General features: G+C 70.9%; 13 protein-coding genes. 7 read left to right on the top strand and 6 right to left on the bottom strand.

Annotated features, from left to right (window positions below):
• The first annotated feature begins 1 nt into the window (after position 1).
• A complete protein-coding gene (locus tag CLT71_RS35280) occupies positions 2 to 565 on the top strand; it encodes a dihydrofolate reductase family protein (RefSeq protein ID WP_158242391.1) in 564 nt (187 codons plus the stop codon).
• A 17-nt stretch (positions 566 to 582) separates the two neighbouring features.
• On the opposite strand, the gene CLT71_RS35275 is transcribed toward CLT71_RS35280, so the two are convergent.
• Both CLT71_RS35275 and CLT71_RS35270 read right to left on the bottom strand, forming a co-directional pair.
• Positions 583 to 1,971: an FAD-dependent monooxygenase gene (locus CLT71_RS35275; protein WP_101370916.1), complete on the bottom strand. Its 1,389-nt coding sequence runs from the start codon at positions 1,969 to 1,971 to the stop codon at positions 583 to 585.
• Positions 1,972 to 2,077: 106 nt separating this feature from the next.
• On the bottom strand, positions 2,078 to 3,610 hold the full coding sequence (locus CLT71_RS35270) for a family 43 glycosylhydrolase (RefSeq protein WP_101370915.1): 1,533 nt from the start codon (positions 3,608 to 3,610) through the stop codon (positions 2,078 to 2,080).
• Positions 3,611 to 4,003: 393 nt separating this feature from the next.
• Between CLT71_RS35270 and CLT71_RS35265 the strand changes: the two genes are divergently transcribed.
• Positions 4,004 to 5,509, top strand: coding sequence for a family 43 glycosylhydrolase (locus CLT71_RS35265; protein ID WP_101370914.1), 1,506 nt, complete (start codon positions 4,004 to 4,006; stop codon positions 5,507 to 5,509).
• A 30-nt stretch (positions 5,510 to 5,539) separates the two neighbouring features.
• Positions 5,540 to 7,057, top strand: a complete 1,518-nt coding sequence (locus tag CLT71_RS35260; protein WP_101370913.1) for a family 43 glycosylhydrolase — start codon at positions 5,540 to 5,542, stop codon at positions 7,055 to 7,057.
• Between the two features lie 66 nt (positions 7,058 to 7,123).
• Here the strand turns inward: CLT71_RS35260 and CLT71_RS35255 are convergent, their stop codons facing one another.
• Positions 7,124 to 8,371 (bottom strand): endo-1,4-beta-xylanase, encoded by a 1,248-nt coding sequence (locus tag CLT71_RS35255; RefSeq protein WP_101370912.1) that lies wholly within the window; start codon positions 8,369 to 8,371, stop codon positions 7,124 to 7,126.
• Between the two features lie 92 nt (positions 8,372 to 8,463).
• On the opposite strand from CLT71_RS35255, the gene CLT71_RS35250 reads away from it, so the two are divergent.
• Positions 8,464 to 9,348, top strand: a complete 885-nt coding sequence (locus tag CLT71_RS35250; RefSeq protein ID WP_101370911.1) for an ABC transporter substrate-binding protein — start codon at positions 8,464 to 8,466, stop codon at positions 9,346 to 9,348.
• 122 nt (positions 9,349 to 9,470) lie between these two features.
• On the opposite strand, the gene CLT71_RS35245 is transcribed toward CLT71_RS35250, so the two are convergent.
• The 3 genes from CLT71_RS35245 to CLT71_RS35235 form a co-directional block, all read right to left on the bottom strand.
• Positions 9,471 to 12,797 carry a ThuA domain-containing protein gene (locus CLT71_RS35245; RefSeq protein WP_143743752.1) on the bottom strand — a complete coding sequence of 1,109 codons (3,327 nt, stop codon included), beginning with the start codon at positions 12,795 to 12,797 and terminating at the stop codon, positions 9,471 to 9,473.
• A 44-nt stretch (positions 12,798 to 12,841) separates the two neighbouring features.
• A complete protein-coding gene (locus CLT71_RS35240; RefSeq protein ID WP_486483624.1) occupies positions 12,842 to 13,948 on the bottom strand; it encodes a sugar phosphate isomerase/epimerase family protein in 1,107 nt (368 codons plus the stop codon).
• Between the two features lie 296 nt (positions 13,949 to 14,244).
• Positions 14,245 to 15,486: an alanine racemase gene (locus tag CLT71_RS35235; protein ID WP_101370909.1), complete on the bottom strand. Its 1,242-nt coding sequence runs from the start codon at positions 15,484 to 15,486 to the stop codon at positions 14,245 to 14,247.
• A gap of 155 nt (positions 15,487 to 15,641) precedes the next feature.
• Between CLT71_RS35235 and CLT71_RS35230 the strand changes: the two genes are divergently transcribed.
• From CLT71_RS35230 to CLT71_RS35220, 3 genes are read left to right on the top strand one after another with little or no spacing between them, the layout of a single operon-like run.
• Entirely contained in the window at positions 15,642 to 17,018 is a 1,377-nt protein-coding gene (locus CLT71_RS35230; protein WP_199187821.1) for a MarR family transcriptional regulator, read from the top strand.
• Positions 17,015 to 18,352: an amidohydrolase/deacetylase family metallohydrolase gene (locus CLT71_RS35225; protein ID WP_486483623.1), complete on the top strand. Its 1,338-nt coding sequence runs from the start codon at positions 17,015 to 17,017 to the stop codon at positions 18,350 to 18,352. Before CLT71_RS35230 ends, CLT71_RS35225 begins: the two co-directional genes overlap by 4 nt.
• Before the next feature lie 3 nt (positions 18,353 to 18,355).
• A complete protein-coding gene (locus CLT71_RS35220; RefSeq protein WP_101370908.1) occupies positions 18,356 to 18,736 on the top strand; it encodes a RidA family protein in 381 nt (126 codons plus the stop codon).
• Positions 18,737 to 18,835 lie beyond the last annotated feature (99 nt).

The raw sequence follows: 18,835 nt of genomic DNA, 5'->3' as shown, positions 1-18,835 counted from the left end.
GATGCGAGAACTCACAGTTGACCTGTTCAGCACAGTGGACGGCTGGCTGCGGGGGCGCGACTCCCCCGCCTACTTCGGCTACGACGGTCCGGGCCTCCAGTCGTGGATCGACGAGCAGTCGGCCCGCCCGCAGGTGATGCTGATGGGCGCCAACACCTACCGGGCACTGGCGGAACACGGTGGTGGCGACGACCCGTCGTCCAGACGGATGGCGGAGTTGCCCAAGGTGGTCTTCTCCAGGTCGTTGCGTCAACCGCTGGCCTGGCCGAACACCTCGGTGGTGGCCGAGGACGTCGAGGTTGCCGTACCCGCCATGAAGGCCGCCCCCGGCGACCCGCTGCGGGTGATCGGCAGCAGGTCGCTGGTGCGCAGCCTGTTCCGGCTCGGCCTGGTGGACCGGCTGCGCCTGATGGTGTTTCCGCAGGTACTCGGCGAGACCGGCGAGGAGCGGATGCTGGCCGGCCTGCCCGACCTCGACCTGCGACTCGCCCGCACCGAGGTGCTCGACCGGCGGCTGGTCCTGCTCGACTACACGCTGGAGCGGACCCCGGCGCCGGTCGGGTAGGGCCGGGCCGGGGATGCTCACCGTCCGGGCGCCGGCCGGCCCGACAGGGTGACCGGCGGGGCGTTCAGCGGCGGGCGGGTCGGGCCGCGCAGCACCCGCAGCGCCACCCTCGGATGCGCCAGCGCGGCCGGCGGCCGGACCAGGTGCTGCACGTCGGTCAGCACCCGCAGCACGTAGGCGTCCCGGTCGGCCACGTCCGAGGCCCGGTCCAGATACCAGTGGGAGAGCCGGCCACGCCGTCCCGGCCGGACCGCCCCGGCGGAGAACCGCAGGTCGCTACCGGTGGCGATGGTCCACGCGGTGGCGCTGCACCCGGCCACCGCCGCCTGGGCGGCCCGGCCGAACCGGCGGTGTGCCCGAAGGTGCTCGCCGAGCACCACCGCGGTCTGCGCGGCGACGCTCATCCCCTGCCCATAGACGGGGTTGAAGGCGCAGGCGGCGTCCCCGACCACCAGGAACCCCTCCGGCCAGCGCGGCATCGTCTCGTAGTGCCGGCGGTGGTTCGCGGTCTGCCGGAACCCGTGGATCGGCCCGTCCGGCTCGGCGTCCCGGATCGCCTCGTAGATCAACGGACTGCGCAGGTTGCGGGTGAACTCCAGGAAACCCGCCTCGTCGGTGGGCGGGGTCTCGTCGCCGAACCCGCCGAGGGTCACCATCCACCGGCCGTTCTCGATCGGATAGAGGACCCCGGCCCGCCAGATCTGCGGCGGCTTCGGCATCAGCATGATGTTCTTCCAGCCGTCGGCGACACCCGGGGCCAGCCGGTAGCGCCGGCTCGCGTAGCCCAGGCCGGCGTCGATCCGGGTCTCCTCCGGTCGGCCGTAGCCGAGCGCGGCCAGCCACTGCGGGGTACGCGAGCCGCGCCCGCTGGCGTCGACGACCAGGTCGGCCTCGCAGTCCTGGACCTCCCCGCCACCGTTGCGGACCCGCAGTCGCACACCTGTGACCGAGGCGCCGTCCGCATCGGGCAGCAGTCCGACCACCTCACGGGCGGTCTCGAACCGGATCCGACCGTCGGCGGCGAGCCGCTGCCGGATCGTCCAGTCCAGCAGCTCCCGGCTCGCCCCGACCAGGGTGTGGGTGGCCGGGAAACGCTCCCGCCAGCCGTTCGGGCTCAACGACAGCAGGTCGGTCGGTGCGGCGACCGGGACGGCACCGCGGTCGTACAGTTCGGCCATCAGGCCGGGAAAGAGCCGGTCGAGGGCCCGCTGGCCCGAGGTGACCAGGACGTGCAGGTGACGTGCCTGCGGGATGCCGGTACGCAGCCCCGGCCCGTCCGGAAAGCGGTCCCGATCGAGTACGGTGACCCGCTCGACGTAATCGGCGAGGGTGCGCGCGATACAGAGACCGGCGAAGCTCCCGCCGACGACCACGGCATGGCGGGGCTTGGACAGTGGCGAAGGCATTCCTCCATCCTTACCGACACCGGCGCTCACCAGGCGAAACCGGTTCGGCAACCTGCCGGAGAGTCAGCATCACGACTCTCCGGCAGGTTGGCACCGCCACCGCTTGCTATTCCAGGTGGAAGGTGGCGGACGCCTGCTCGGCAGCGGAGGTCACCGGCTCGACGTAGAGCAGCCCGGAGCGGTGCCGCAGGTACCGGCCGGGAAAGTTCTGTGCCTCCAGTGAGCTGCCGGCGCTGGCGGCCAGGCCGGTACGACGCAGGAAGCTGGCGTCGGCGCGGAACTGCGCGGAACCGTCGTTGCGCTCCACATAGATCTCGTAGTTGCGGTGCCGGAGGTAGTAGCCGGGGAAGTTCGTCGACTCCAGCGACACCGTGCCCGAGCCGGTCAGGCCGGTCACGATCCGGAACTGCGAGTCGGCCAGCGGCGTCACGTTCGCCTCGACCCGGCCCCGGTAGTCGTAGTGCCGCAGGTAGGAGTTGGCGAGGTCGTGTGGACGCAGCCGGACCGGGGTCGCACCGTCCGGCACCGGGATGCCGAGGTTCGGGGTGCCGTCGGCATTCCAGTAGATCTTCTGGATCCGGGTACGCCGGTTGGGGTCGTTGAGCGGGTCGCCGTTGATGTCCCGGTAGTTGCGGTCGTGGTAGACCAGGATGTCGCTCTGGCCGTCCTCGGAGACGGTGAACGAGTTGTGCCCGGGGCCGTACTGCCCGGTGGCGGCGTTGCTGGTGAAAATCGGGGTCGGGCTCTTGGTCCACGACGAGGCGGAGAGCAGGTTCGCCGTCGCCGAGGCGGTCAGCATGCCGAGGCAGTAGTTGGCGTCGGTGGCGCTGGCCGAGTAGGTCAGGAAGATCCGGCCGTTGCGCTGGATCACGGCGGGACCCTCGGCCACCCGGTAGCCCCGGGTCTCCCAGTCGTAGGTCGGTACGGTCAGCCTGGTCACCGTGCCGGTGATCTGCCACGGGTTGGCACCCATCCGGGCCAGGTAGAGGTTGGAGTTGGTGGAGATCCCCGGTTCGGACTGCGCCCAGACCAGATAGCGGACGCCGTTCGCCACGAACGTCGACGCGTCCAGGCTGAACGTGTCCCACGGGGTGCTGATCCGGCCGCGTTCGGTCCACGAGCCGGTCAGCGGGTTGGCGCTGGCGTTCTCCAGCACGTACATCCGGATCCGCCAGATGTCGTCGGTGCGGCCGGCTGCGAAGTAGACGTACCAGCGGTTGTTTATGAAGTGGATCTCGGGCGCCCAGATGTGCGCACCCATCTCGCCACTGGTGTGCCGGCGCCAGATCGTCGTCTCGGCGGCGCCGGCCAGCCCCTGCAGGGTGGTGGCGCGGCGGAGCACGATCCGGTCGTACTCGGGAACGGTGGCGGTCATGTAGTAGTAGCCGTCGGTGTGCCTGACGATGTGCGGGTCGGCGCGCTGGTTGACCAGCGGGTTGGTGTAGTTGACCGCGGGTGAGGCAGCGGCCGGCAACCCGGGCAGCAGGCCGGCCAGCAGTGCCAGTACGGAGGTCAGCGCGACGAACACCGACGTGCGCAGCCGCCGGCCCGGGTGCCGCACGGGTGGGGCGCTGCACGTCGCCGCGCCGGTGCCGGGTGAGAGCGGGTGGCGGGACGTGCTGGGCGGCGTCGGCGGCATGACCAGCGACCTTTCGTCGATCCTGGCGGGGGTCCGGTGGCGTTACCTCTGTGTTACGGGAAAAGTGTTATCGCTCACATCGACGTTAGTCAAGGCTTCGCCACGGAGGGCAAGGAAAGCGCGTTCCGGCTTGACATCGACCGATGTGAGCGCGAACATCATCGATACACCCGGGCCGGACCACACCGCCGCACCGCCGGCCGAACGCCGGCATCCGGGCCCTGCGGCAAGCGCCCACCGGCACGCCGTCGACGAGTCGGTGTCCTGAGCGCCACCCCACCGGTCGCAGGAAGATCCACCACCTCGACCCGCCCTGTCAACCCGCGGGACCGTCGTCCCACGGCACCCGCGGGCTCGGCACCGTCCACCGGACGGACCGACGGAAGGAAGACCATGGAAGCCAGCGCTTCCCGCCACGCCGGGAAACCGGGCCGAGCCCGGATCCTGCGCACCGCCACCGTACTCGTCGCCGCCGCCACGCTCGTCGGCGCCGCGATCACCGTACCGGTCCGGTCGGCCTCGGCCGCGACCGTCGACCCGAACGCCTGGTACGTCCTGGTGTCCCGGCACAGCGGCAAGGCCCTCGACGTCTACGACCGGTCCACCGCCGACGGTGGCCGGATCGTCCAGTGGACCCGCAACGACGGCGCCTGGCAGCAGTGGCAGTTCGTCGATTCGGGCTCCGGCTACCACCGGCTCCGCTCCCGGCACAGCGGCAAGGTCCTCGACATCCGGGACTCCTCCACAGCCGACGGCGCGGAGGTGATCCAGTGGGCCGACCAGGGCAGCACCGACCAGCAGTTCCGGCTGGCCGACTCGGACGGCGGGTACGTCCGGCTGATCAACCGGAACAGCAACAGGGCCCTCGACGTCTGGGAGTGGTCCACCGCCGACGGCGGCCGGATCAGCCAGTACACCGACACCGGCGGCGCCAACCAGCAGTGGCAACTGGTCCGGGTCGGCTCCGGCGGCACTCCGGGCCCGACCCCGACCGGTGACCCGGGCACACCCCCGGCCGGATACCCGGCGCCGATGCGGGTGACCGGGGATATCGGGGTGCACGACCCGACCGTGGTGCGCCGGCCCGGCGGCGACTACCTGGTGGCACACACCGGCAACGACATCTCGCTGAAGACCTCGACCGACCGGGTGGCCTTCCGCAACGCCGGCTCCGTCTTCCCGGGCGGAGCGCCCTGGACCACCAGCTACACCGGAGGCAGCCGCAACCTGTGGGCGCCGGACATCTCGCACCGGAACAACCAGTACTACCTGTACTACTCCGCCTCCACCTTCGGCTCGAACCGGTCGGCGATCTTCCTGGCCACCAGCCCGACCGGCAACTCCGGAAGCTGGACCGACCGGGGACTGGTGATCGAGTCGCGCACCTCGGACGACTTCAACGCGATCGACCCGAACCTGATCGTGGACGACCAGGGCCGCTGGTGGCTCGCCTTCGGCTCGTTCTGGTCCGGGCTGAAGATGGTCGCCCTGGATCCGGCCACCGGCAAGCGCTCGGACAGCACGATCCGGGCCATCGCCGGCCGTAACGGCGGCGCGATCGAGGCGCCGACGCTGGTCAGGCGGGGCAGCTACTACTACCTGTACGTCTCCTTCGACCGCTGCTGTCAGGGCGCGTCCAGCACCTACCGGGTGATGGTGGGGCGCTCCACAAGCGTGACCGGCCCGTTCGTCGACCGGAACGGCACCGCGCTGACCTCCGGCGGCGGCACGCAGGTGCTCGCCTCACACGGTGACATCCACGGTCCGGGCCACCAGACGGTGCTCTCCGACACCGACGGCGACCTCCTCGTCTACCACTACTACGCGAACAACGGCGCCTCGCTGCTCGGCATCAACCGGATCGGCTACGACTCCGCCGGCTGGCCGTACGTCTACTGAACCGCCCCCATCGACCGTAGGGAGTACCCAATGACAGCGCCGAATCCGCGTCGGGGCCGCTGGCGGGCCGCGCTCGCCGCCGGCCTCACCGCCCTGGTCGCCGGCACCGGCGTTCTCGTCGCCGCCGCACCTGTCTCGGCGGCGACCGCCGACCCGAACGTCTACTACGTACTGGTCAACCGGAACAGCGGCAAGGCCCTCGACGTCTACAACCTGGCCACGAACGACGGTGCCCCGATCAACCAGTACGCCCGCAACGACGGGAACTGGCAGCAGTGGCGGTTCCTCGACTCTGGCGGCGGCTACTACCGGGTGCAGTCCCGGCACAGCGGCAAGGTGCTGGAGCTGCCGAACTCCAACGACGGGGTGCAGTTGGTGCAGAACGTCGACACCGGCAACACCCGGCAGCAGTTCCGGCTCGCCGACTCGGCCGGTGGTTACGTACGGCTGATCAACCGGGCCAGCGGCAAGGCGCTGGACGTCTGGGAGTGGTCCACCGCGGACGGTGCGATGGTCTCGCAGTACCAGGACCTGGACGGCGCCAACCAGCAGTGGCAGATGATCAACCTCGGGTCGGTCGGTGGCGGGAACCCCACGCCCGGCACCTTCACCAACCCGATCAAGCGGAACGGGCCCGACCCGTGGCTCCAGCACCACAACGGCTACTACTACCTCGCCACCACCACCTGGAACTCGACGATCACGATGCGCCGGTCGGCCACCCTCGCCGGGCTGGCCAGCGCCCCCGACCAGGTGGTCTTCAACCTCGCCAACCGGCCGAACGGCTGCTGCAACATGTGGGCGCCGGAGTTCCACCTGATCAACGGCCCGAACGGCAACCGCTGGTACCTCTACTACGTCGCGGGGCAGAACGTCAGCGACTTCAACCCGACCCAGCGGCTGCACGTACTGGAGAGTGCCGGCACCGACCCGATGGGCCCGTACACCTTCAAGGCAGACCTGGGCGGCGACTGGCAGCTCGACGCGAGCGTGCTGCGGGTGAACAACAGCCTCTACCTGCTCGGCACCTACAACGCCGGCGGCAGCTACGGGCAGAGTCTGTTCATCACCCCGCTGAGTAACCCGTGGACGATCAGCGGGTCACGGGTCCGGCTCACCTCGCCGACGCTCGCCTGGGAACGGCAGACCCACCCGGTGGCGGAGGGTCCGGAACCGCTCTACCGCAACGGCCGGACGATGATCGTCTATTCGGCAAGCGCCTGCTGGGGCCCGGACTACAAGCTCGGCCTGCTCACCCTGACCGGTAGCAACCCGCTGAGCGCGTCGGCCTGGACCAAGAGCCCGAACCCGGTCTTCCAGCGCAGCGACGCCAATGGCGTCTACGCGCCCGGCCACAACGGTTTCTTCAAGTCACCGGACGGGACCGAGGACTGGATCGTCTACCACGCGAACGACTCGGCCAGCGGCGGCTGCGACATGAACCGCTCGACCCGGGCGCAGAAGTTCACCTGGAACAGCGACGGCACCCCCAACTTCGGCACACCGGTACGGCTCGGCGTGCCGCTCACCGCACCATCCGGCGAGTAGCAGCCGGACGGCTCCGCCCGGGGACTGATCCTCGTCAGTCCCCGGGCACCCGGCCCCGACCGTGCGTCAGAGCGCCACCTCGACCGTCGTCGCCCCCGGTTCGTCGAGCCGGAAGGTCGCGCTACGCCCGCCGGCCGAGACCTCGTACTCGCCGAGGAAGCCGGTGAACCCGACCCGGCCCTGCTCGTCCGTGCCCAGTCGGGTCGGCGCGAGCCACCACTCGTCCCGGACCAGCCGGTGCAGTGCCTCGTACGAGGGCTTCGGCGTACCGTCGGCCCGGACGAAGCCGCCGGGTGCACCGAGCCAGCCGCCGTCGACCATCCCCCAGTAGGTGGTCGCCCGCACCGACGGGTGTGACAGCAGCGTCTTGTAGTGCCGGACGATCTCGTCTGCCTGCCGCTCCTCCCCCTCCGGCGTACTCGGCCAGTCGGCGATCTGGTAGTCGTTCAGGTCGACGATGTCGGCCGGCATGAGGTGCCCGGAGAGCAGGGTCGTCTCGGTGAAGTGGATCGGCAGCCCGTACCGGGCGAACCGGTCGATGATGCCCAGCGTCTTCTCCTCGCCCCAGTAGCCCTGGTGCATGTGACTCTGCAGGCCGAGCGCGTCGATCCGGATCCCCGCCTCCAGTACCCCCTCGATCAGGCACTCGTAGCCGGCGGACATGTCGAAGTCGTTGAGTAGCAGGGTGGCGCCCGGATTCGCCTCGCGGGCGGCGTCGAAGACCATCCGGACCAGCGGGATCCGCCCCAACTCCCGGCAGATCCGGGTGAGGCCGTTGTCGTACCTGTCGAAGATGGGCATGATCACCACCTCGTTGATCACGTCCCAGGTGTCGATCAGGCCGGTGAAGTCGGTCACCTCCCGGCGGATCCGGTCCAGTTGCACCTGGGTGATCTCCGGATTGGTCAGCTCGGTCAGCCACTCGGCGCTGACTGTGTGCCAGGCCAGCGGATGGCCCTTGACCAGGCAGCCCCGATCGGCGAACCAGCGTGCCGTGGCCTGGAGGCGTCGGGTGTCCGGCCGGCCGCGCTCCGGCTCGAAGCGTCCCCAGTAGAACGGCAGGGTGGCGAAGTTGAACAGGTCGAGCCAGAGGTCTGCCAGCGGCGCGCCATCCGGACCGGCCTCGGTAGCCGCCGCCGGTTCGCCGTTGGCCAGCGCGATGAACTCGAAGCCGGTACAGCCGAACAGGAAGGCGTGGTCGCGCTGGGTGACCACCACCTCCCGGCCGGCGAGCGGGGCTCCCGCACTGGTCACGGTCAGGGTGGCGGTGGCGGTACGGTGCTGCCGGATCAGCGCGTCGGAGTCGGACGACATCGAGGATCCTCCATCGGTGGGTGGACGGCGCGGATGGCCCACCGTACGCCCCCGGCTTACCGGCGACGGCCTCGTACGGGCACGATGGGAAGATGCGTCTGGTGTCGTTACTGCCCTCCGCGACCGAGATCGTCTACGCCCTCGGGCTCGGGGACGATCTGGTCGGCGTGACCTTCGAGTGTGACGAGCCGCCGTCGGCCCGGACCGACAAGACGGTGGTGGTCGGCGGTCGGGACACCCGGGGGATGACTCCGGCGCAGATAGACGACTACGTGAAGGGCCAGATGTCGGCCGGAGTCGACCTCTACACCCTGCACGCCGACGCGCTCGCCGGGCTGGCGCCGGACCTGATCCTCACCCAGGATCTCTGCCGGGTCTGCGCACTCCCCTCCGGGCACGTCGAGGACGCCCTCGACCATCTCGGTTGCCGCGCCGACGTGCTGTCGCTGGACCCGTACACCCTGGAGGAGGTCCTCGGCACGATCCTGGCGGTGGGCGAGCGGACCGGCGTACCCGATCGGGCCGAGGCGCTGGTCGGCGCGTTGCGGGACCGACTCGCGGCGGTGGCGTCGGCGGTCCGGGACCGGCCGCGACCCCGGGTCGCGGTCGTGGAGTGGGTCGAGCCGCCGTTCACGGCCGGACACTGGGTGCCCGATCTGGTACGCGCGGCCGGCGGTGAGCCGGTGGCCGCCCGGCCCGGGGCGCGGTCCGTCGAGACGACCTGGCGGGAGTTCGCCGAGGCGGAGCCGGAGATCGTGCTCGTGACGCCGTGTGGCTTCCACCTCGACGGCGCGGCCCGCCAGGCGGAGGTCGTCGCGGACCGGCTGCCCGGGGTCGCGGTGTGGGCGGTCGACGCCGACGGTCTGGTGGTCCGCCCCGGCCCGCGCCTGGTGGACGGGGTCGAGGCGATCGCCTCGGTCCTGCATCCCGGGGCCGTGCCCGAGCCGCCCGACGGAGCCGTCGCCCGGATCGCCTGACCCCGGAGGCCCGGTACCGGCGCCCAGCCGATCCTTCGCGACGACCTACAGTCCCGTTCACGAAGGTGCCAGGAAGTCACCTTGGTGACTTCCTGGCACCTCGCTCAATCGAGACATCGGCACTACCTGGGGGTGAACTCCACCCAGTTGAGGTTCACCAGGCCGGTGGTCGGACCACCGGTGACCGGCTGGAAGACCAGGTAGAGCCGGTGACCGCCGGCCGGCTGGTCGACCGCCACGGACTGGCTGGACCAGCTGTTGTTGCCGGTCGTGGCGTTCAGCGTTGCGGTACCGACCAGCGGACCGGTCGGCGAGTCGAGCCGCAGCTCGACGGTGGCCCGGGGCGTACCGGCGGTGGCGGCCGAGCCGCCGGAGACCCGGAAGGTCACCGCGCTGGCGTCGCCCAGGTTGATCGGGTCGAAGGCGATCGCGTCGCCCGCGTCGATCCCGTTGACGTGCAGGCCGCCGCCGGTGTCACTGGTGTTGGCGACCGTCACGTTCTGCTTGACCTGGGCGAACTCGGCCTGCTGCCGGGGCGTCTGGATGACGACCTGGTTGACCGTGGTCAGCGCCGGCTGGCCGCCCCCGCCGAGGTCGGTGTACTTGGCGCTGATCCCGCCGTACAGGTAGCCGCCGGCATGGTCGGCACCGTCGGCCGGGGAGATCAACGTGCCGGTGCAGCCGGTGGTCGAGCCGTGCTCGTGGCCGTGGGTGTCGTGCCCGAGTACGAAGCTGACCGTCACCCGGGAACAGTCGATGGTGCCGTCCTCCGGGTCGGTGACCGTCACCGTGTACGGCACCGGGTCACCCCAGTTGAAGAAGGAACCCGGCACCGGGCTGGTCACCGTCACCGTCGGGGCGGTGTTGCCGACCGTGATGGTTCGGGTCAGCACCCCGGTCCGGCCGCTGGAGTCGGTCACCGTCAACCGCGCCGTGTACGTCCCGTTTGTGGTGTACGTGAACGAGGTGGTCGGATCGGCCGAGTCGACGGTACCGTCGCTGGTGAAGTCCCAGGCGTAGGAGATCGACTCCCCCGGGTCCGGGTCGTGCGAGCCGACCGCCGAGAACTCCACGGTCAGCGGCGCCTGCCCGGAGGTCGGGCTCGCGTTCAGCACCGCGACCGGCGATCGCTTGCCCTTCACGTAGCGGATCACCGAGAGCTGGGCGTCCGGGTTGGCGGTGAAGAAGCCGTCGCCGTACTCCAGCAGGTAGAGGCTGCCGTCCGGACCGAACTCCATCTCCATCGGGTTGTCGAAGACGAAGCCGGGCAGCAGTTGCTCGACCCCGGTCAGGTTGCCCCGGCCGTCGGTCCGCATCATGAAGATCTTGTCCCGGGTGAACTCACCGAACACCACGGCGTTGTCGTAGTACTCCGGGAACTTCGTCTCCGATGTCGACTCCGGGTCGTAGTTGTAGATAGGTCCGCCGTGCGGGCCGACGCCACCGGTCCCGATCACCGGCCACCTGAAGTCACAGGCGCGCGGCGGCGACTCCAGGTACGCCCCGGGGCACGGGGTACGCGCCTCGTAGGTGTACCAGAACTGCGGGTCCTGCACCGGCGGCAGCACCGTCCGGCCGGTGTTGCGGGGTGAGTCGTTGACCGGGGCACCGCAGTTGAACGGCTCCCCGGAGGTACGGGTGGCGAAGTCGTAGTCGATGTACGGCAGGGCCGGCGAGTAACAGTACGGCCAGCCGTAGTTGCCGGCCTTGTTGGTGGCGAACCACCGGCCCGTCCCCTCCGGTCCCCGGGCCGGGTTGGCCGTACGGCTGTCCGGCGAGTAGTCGCCGACGTAGACCCGTCCCGAGGCGTCCACGTCGAACCGGAACGGGTTGCGCAGCCCCATCAGGAAGATCTCCGGACGGGTCCTGTCGTCGTGGTCCTGCGCCTCCGGGAAGAGGTTGCCGGCCGGGATCGTGTAGGTACCGTTCGGCCGTACCCTGATCCGGAGCAGCTTGCCGCGCAGGTCGTTGGTGTTGCCGGCGGAGCGCTGGGCGTCGTAGCCCGGGCCCTGGGTCGGCGACTCGTTGATCGGGACGAAGCCGTCCGAGCCACCGGCGTTGGTGTCGTCACCGGTGATCAGATAGAGGTTGCCCTTCCCGTCGAACTTCACCTTGCCGGCGACGTGGCAGCAGATGCCCCGGTCCGCCTCGACCCGCAGGATCTGCTGCTCGGTGCTCATGTCCAGGTGCGGGTTCTCGCCGTCGACGAACTTGACCCGGGAGAGCTGGTTGTAACCCTTGAACTTGTCCCAGACCGTCGGGTCGGTGCTGGTGGCCGGCGCGTCGCCCTCGTTGCCCGGGGTGGCCGGGTTGTCGACCGGCGTGTTCAGCGGCGGCGCGTAGTAGAGGTAGACCCACTTGTTGGTGGCGAAGTCGGGGTCGATCGAGATGGTCTGCAACCCGTCCTCGTCGTGGCTGTAGACCGGGATCGTGTTGATCACGGGGCTGGCGTCGCTGTCCGGGTCGTAGAGCCGTACCTGGCCGCCCCGGGTGTTGTGCAGCACCCGGCCGTCCGGCAGCACGGCGAGCGACATCGGCTCGCCCGGCTCGTCGTTGAGGGTGACCTTCTCGTAGTTGCCGGTCACCGTCGCCCCGCAGTCGCCCTCGACCACGCCGGCCGCCCAGCGGATGCCGCCGAGCAGGTGCCGGGTGAACGGCTTCGAGCGATAGGTCTCGATCGAGTGACCGAGCCCGGTGTACCAGGAGCGACCGCCCTGGTAGTCCTTGCACCAGGCGATCGGGTGGTCGAAGCCCATGCTGCCACCGGCGAAACTGCGCTCGTCTGCGGTGGCCAGCACGTGCGAGACGCCCCGGACGTTCGCGGAGAAGTTGTACCACTCCTCGGTCAGGGTCAGCGTGCGCGGCACCGTCTCGGTGGACGGGTGCGCCCGGTCCGCGACGTCGATGTTGCCCGGCTCGACCGGGGATGCCCCGGTGGCCTTCGCGCCGAGCAGGCTCTGGTAGAAGGGCCAATCCGGCTCGGTCTCGGCCGCCGCGTGCACTCCGGCGAACCCGCCGCCGGCCCGGACGTACTTCTCGAACGCCGCCTCCTGGGTCGCGTTCAGGATGTCGCCTGTGGTGTTGAGAAAGACCACTGCCCGGTACGTCCCGAGGTTCTGCTCGGTGAACGCCGCCGCGTCCTGGGTGACGGTGACCCGGAACCCGTGTTCCCGGCCGAGGTCCCGGATCGCCTTCACACCGTCCGGAATGGAGGCCCGCCGCACCCCCGCCGTCTTGGTGAAGACCAGTACGCCGTAGTCGCGTGGCGCCCGCGCCTGCGAGCGGAGCGCCACCGGGCCGTTCTCCTCGGCCACCAGTGGCTCGGCGGGTACGCCACCGGAACCCAGTCCCGGGTCGGGTACCGCCGCCGCAGGGGCCTGCACGGTCAACGGGACGATCGTCGCGGTCGCCGCCAGCACGGTCAACCAGCGCCGCATCCTTGTCGTCATCTCTCCTCCGTTTGCACGCCGTAGGGGTTACGGAAGGTGGGCGGTCACCGGCGGTAGATGGTCAGCTCCGACATGTTCGTGTAGCTGAGCGCCGCGAAGTCGAGCGACTGGCCGGGGTTGGCCGCACCGCCGGGGGCGGTGTCCTGCTCCCAGTTGGCGTGCCGGAAGTCCGGGTCGCCGATGGTCTGGAAGAACTGCTGGAAGTTGATGTCGCCCTCGCCGAGCGGGGTCATCTCGTAGCCGTTGGCCAGCGCGCTGTTCCGGTTGCCGTCCTTGGCGTGGAAGAGCGGGAACCGCTTGCTCTGCGAGACCACGTTGAGGATCGGGTCGAAGAGGTCGGTCTTCTCCCGGCCCCACCTGTCGACGTACTTCTGGTGCTTGAAGCGGGCGACGTAGGCCCAGTAGATGTCCAGCTCGAAGAAGACGTACCTCGGGTCGGTCTTCCGGAAGAAGTACTCCAGCCGGCGGGTGCCGGAGGAGCGGGTCGGCCGGCCGTTCGCGTCGGGCGGCCCGGCGTCGAGCAGGAAGGAGTACGCGGCGTCGTGGTTGTGGGTGTAGAGCCGCAGCCCACGCCGACGGGCCTGCCGGCCGAGTTCGTTCCAGACGTCCGCCGCCGCGTCCCAGTCCGAGGTGTACGCCGAGTTGGTCGGGTCGCTGCCGGTGCCGATGTTCTTCATACCGAGCGTCTCGGCAATGTCCATCTGCTGCTCGAAGGTGGCCGGGTTGATCGAGGTGTGGGTGCCGTTGGCGACCAGCCCGTTGTCGTCGAGGATCTTGCGGATCTCGGCCGGGGTGATCTGCCGGCCCAGGATCTGGGTGTGCTGGTTGTACCCGGCGAACTCCACCTCCTGGTAGCCGAGTTCGGCGATCCGGGCGAGCACCCGCTCGAAGCCGTACGGCACGCCGCTGTCGTCCGGCGCGGCGGAGATCCGGTCCCGGACGCTGTAGAGGATGATGCCCCGTCTGCGATCCGGGATCAGCGGCTCGGCCCGCAGTTGCCCGTGCGCGACGGCGGGGGTCTCGGTCCGGACCACGTTGGCGCCGACCGCGCTGAGCGCGGCGGCCGCGCCCGCCGAGGCGGCCAGGATGCTCCGCCGGGTGAGCCGGCGCCGTTGCGCCGGGTCCATCGGTTCGCGCTGCGTCTTCCCCATGTCCTGCACCTTTCCGATTGGATCGATTCAAGAAGTCCTCGGTGCACAGTCCGGATGCTCCGGCGGGTGCCCGTGCGAAAGAGGGGTCGAGGAGTACGGGCGCGCTCACGTGCCACTCGCGGCGCGCGGGACCTACGTCGCGGCCGTGGCGGGCCGGACGCGAGATATGACGATCAGCGGTCGTCTCTGTTACGAATAGACACACGCTAGAGGCTGCGCAGCGAGAAGAAAAGAGTAGGGCTCGGCAACTTTGGTCGCGATCTACAAAAGTTCGCCGTACGCAGCGAAAAGTTTCGTCAGAAGTACGTGCGCAGCAGGTCCACGATGGTGTGTCCGTCGTCGACCACCGGCAGCACCCGCCACTTGTCGAAGGCGGTGCACGGGTGGGAGATGCCGAAGCAGACCAGGTCACCGGGGCGCGGGGCGACGCCGGGCGGCACCGAGAGATAGCCGTGGTGGTCATTGAGCCGGGTCACCGCCATCCCGGTGACGGGTTCCTCCTCGCCCGAGCGGCGCCGGATCCGCAACGGCACCGGCAGGCCCTCGTCGTACGGGGCGTCCCGCTTGCCCATCCCGACGATCGCCAGCCCCGGCTCCGGAGTGGAGGTGACCTGCGCCCACAGCTCCAGTGCGGCGTCCAGGTGCCCCTGCCCGGGAACCCGCCGGAACGGGGTGTGCTCGGCGTAGAAGCCGTGGTCGTGGGTGACATAGGCGCCACTGCGCAGCACCACCCGCAGGTCGTGACCGGTCAGCCAGGCACCGCCGAGCTCCTCGGCCACCAGGTCGAACCAGGCGCTGCCACCGGCGCTGACCAGCACCTCCGGGCCGACCAGCCCGCGACGGGCCAGCTCGGTCGCCGCCGCGCGGAGCCGCCGCAGGTACGCCGACACCGCCGCGCCGTCCGGCAACCCGCCCTCGTAGCCGGCGACGCCGTCGAGGCGTACCCGCCGGGTGGCGGCGAGCGCCTCGGCGACCTCGACCACCTGCGCCACGGTGCGGCAGCCGGTCCGTCCATTGGGGAAACCGAGTTCGACGAGTACCCGCAGCGGCGTACCGGCCGGCTGGTCGGCGAGCGCCGCGTCGATCGCCTCGACCCCGGCTAGCGAGTCCACGAGGAAGAGTGCCTCGAAGCCCCGGTCGACCTCCCCGGCCAGCCAGCGCAGCGGTGCCGGATCGAGCAGCTCGTTGGCGAGCAGCACCCGGGGTACCCCGAGGGCACGGCAGGCGAGCACCTGGTTGGCGGTGGCCACGGTGATCGCCCAGGCACCGGCGGAGAGCTGGGCGTCGAGCAGCGAGGGAGCCATGCTGGTCTTGCCGTGCGGGGCGAACGAGAAGCCGTGCCTGGCACAGAACCCGGCCATCGTGGCGACGTTGTGCGCGACGGCGGACCGCCGGACCGCGAGTACCGGCCAGCTGACGGCGCCGTCGAAGAGCGAGTGCCCGGCGGCGGCGAACGCCGCGTCCGGGACCGGCTCGTCGGGTTGCCAGAAGCCCTTGGCGCGCCAGTCAAGCGCGGGCCCGTCGAGTTGGTGGCGCACGGCTCTCTCCCGGACAGGTTCGGATGTGGTTCGCTGTCGGCTGCCCAGCCTGCCGGACCCGAACCGCCCTCGTCAACGACTTGACGAGCGAGGTCGCTCGGGTCCAGGCTATCCGCGCCACCGTTAACGGACCATTTTCGAACCTGGGGAGCCGGATGGTGATCGGTCTCGTCATCCACGCCAGCCACCGCGCCGTCTTCGAGGACGCCGCCCGCACGCTGGCCGGGGTGACGCTCGAGTGGATCGTCTACCAGCACGAGGACGCGGTCCGGGAACTTGTCGGCGGCCTGCTCGCCCGGCAACGCGTCGACGGCCTGCTGCTCGGCCCGGTCCCGTACGCCAAGTGCCGGGACCTGCTTCCGGCGGATCTGCCGGTGGCGATCCTCCGCTCGGCCGGGCTGGATCTGTCGCTGGCGCTGTTCAAGGCGCTGTCCCGGGGATGGCGACCCACCCCGGTCAGCATCGACACCTACGACACCCAGACCGTCGACGAGGTGGCCCGGGCCCTGGAACTGGACCGGACGCAGATCAACTGCCTGCCGTACGACCCGGAGCAGAGCGTGGCGGAGATCGTCGCGTTCCACCGGTCGGCACTGGCTCGGACCGGCGCCGACTACGTGATCAGCCTGCGTACGGCGGTCGCCGCCCAGCTCCAGCAGAACACCCCGGTCCTCGGTGGCCTGCCCGGGCCGGCCACCCTGCGGGCCCAACTGCACGAGCTGGCCCTCCAGGTCCAGTCCAAACAGGCGAGTGCGCTGCGCTTCGCCGCCGGAATCTTCCTGGTCGGCCGGGCCGGACCGCAGCTCGACCTGGACCGGGCCCGGGTGGGACTGATGAACCTGCTGCTCAACACGCCCGAGTTCGGCGACGCCTGGATCGAGAACCGGGGCCGGCGCGGCGTGGTGGTCTTCGCCCACCAGGCGCTCTTCGAGCAGGCGACCAACAGCTGGGTGTCGCTGCCCGCGCTCGGCCAGGCGCAGGAGACCCTCGGCATCCGGGTCGCCGCCGGGTTCGGGGTCGGTGCCTCGGCCCGGAGTTGCCTGCACCTGGCCGAGCGGGCGGTCGCCCGGGCCGAGCAGGAGGAGGCGCCGAGCGCGTACCTGGTCGAGGACGGTGGCGTCATCATCGGCCCGATGAGCCCGGCCGGGGGCGCGCTCGCCTTCACCTACCGGGAGCATGGCGCCCAACTCGAACGGCTCGCTGCCGAGGTGGGGCTGAGCGCCGCGACGCTGTCCCGGCTCGCGGCCATCGAACGGTCGCTGGAGGGGCGGGCCATCTCCCCCGCCGACCTGGCCCAGCAGCTCGGCATCACCGACCCGAGCGGCCGGCGGCTGATCCGCAAGCTGAGCGACTCGGGGCTGGTCGAGGTGGAGGGAAGCACCCAGGTGCACCGCAAGGGCCGCCCGGCCCGGCTCTACCGGCTGCGCATCGGCGCCGCCGGCGAGTCGCGGACGGCTGTCGCACCGGTCGAGGCGGGGACTGTCGCACCTGCCGAGGCGGGGACTGTCGCACCTGCCGAGGCGGCCCGGTGACCGGGCCTGCCGTCGAGTCCCCCATCGGGTCCCCCGCCGAGCCCGCCGCCGGGTCGCCCGCCGGGTTCGGCCGGGAGGGCTGGGATCTGCTCTTCACCGGCGCGGAGCTGCTGGACCCGGGTAGCGGCCGGACGGGGCGGCACGACATCGCCGTACGGGACGGCCGGGTCGCGGCGGTCGCCCCGGTACTGCCCCGGGAGCGGGCCGCCGAGCGGATCGAGCTGGCCGGCCGGCTGGTCACGCCCGGCCTGGTCGACCTGCACACGCACGTGCACGCCGGTGCGACGTACTGGGGAATCGACCCCGATCCGGTGGCCTGGCGTTCCGGGGTGACGACCTGGGTGGACGCGGGCTCCGCCGGGGCGTACGGGTTCCCGGCCTTCGCCACCGCCTCGGCCCGGTACACCGTGCGGGTGCCGGCACTGCTGAACATCTCCGCGGTGGGGCTGGTCGCCCCGGTCGGCGAGTCCCGGGAGCTGGCCAACTGCGACGTGGAGCTGGCGGTGGCGACGGTACGGGCGCACCGGGAGCGCATCGTCGGGATCAAGGCACGGATGGACCGGCACAACGTCGGTACGCACGGCCTGGCCCCGTTGCGCCGGGCGGTCGAGGTGGCGCAGGAGTGCGGGTTGCCGGTGATGGTGCACATCGGCGCGGCCCCGCCGACAGTGGCGCAGATGCTGCCGTTGCTGCGCCCCGGTGACCTGATCACGCACTGCGCGAGCGGCATCGCGGCCGGACCGGACGGCTTCGACCCGGCGGCGAAGGAGGCGTACCAGGCGGGGGTGCGCTTCGACCTCGGGCACGGCTCCGGGGGCTTCGCCTTCGACGTACTCGAGGCGCAGTTGGTCGCCGGGATGCCGCCGCACGCGGTCTCCACCGACCTGCACAGCCGCTCGCTGCACGGCCCGGTCTTCGACCTGCCGACCACAATGGCCAAGATGGTGGCGGTCGGGATGAGCCTGCCGCAGGTGGTGGCGGCGACGACCGTCGGACCGGCCCGGGCGCTCGGCCTGGCGGCCGGGACCGGCACGCTCGCGGTCGGCGCCCCGGCCGATCTCGCGGTCTTCTCGATCGAGCCGGGCCGGCACGAACTGGTCGACGTGCACGGGCAGCGCCGGTACGCGCCACTGCGGCTGGTCAACGAGGCGACCTACCGGGCGGGCCGGCTGTTGGCACCCCGGCTGCCCGAACCCGTCCCGCCGTGGATCCCGCTCACCGAGGCGCAGCGCGCCGCACTGGCCGACCGGGACCGGGCGGTACGTCGACTTCTCACCACACCCCTGGTGGGCCCGGACGGGCTCGCCGAACAGTTTCCCCGACACGGAGGTTGACCCATGCCCAAGCAGATCGTGGTGGCCGACCAGGCGGCGCCGCCCGGCGGGCCGTACTCGCACGCGGTGCTCGCCGGGGACTTCGCGTACCTCTCCGGAGCCTGCCCGGTGCGCCCGGACGGCACCTGGGTGCGGGGCGACTTCGCCGAGCAGGCTCGGGCGGCGTTCACCAACCTGGCGAAGGTGGCCGAGGCGGCCGGCGGCGACCTCGGCCGGGCGGTACGGGTCGGCGTCTACCTGCGCGACTTCGCCGACTTCCCGGCGATGAACGAGATCTACCGGGAGTTCTTCGGCACCGAGAACCTGCCGGCCCGGACCACCCTGCCGGTGGCGCTGGAGGGCTTCGACATCGAGATCGACGCGGTGCTCTACCTGGGCGACTGAACCGCCCCGGGCAGTGCCGTCCGGCCCGGCCGGACGGCTGCTCCAGCCTGCCCGCACAGCGGCTCTGAGCAGGGAAATTGTTACTTGACGGGTGGCCGG

The sequence above is a fragment of the Plantactinospora sp. CNZ320 genome (assembly GCF_002846275.1).
Note: the sequence above shows the minus strand (reverse complement) of the source record. Positions and strands in the feature narration are given on the sequence as shown.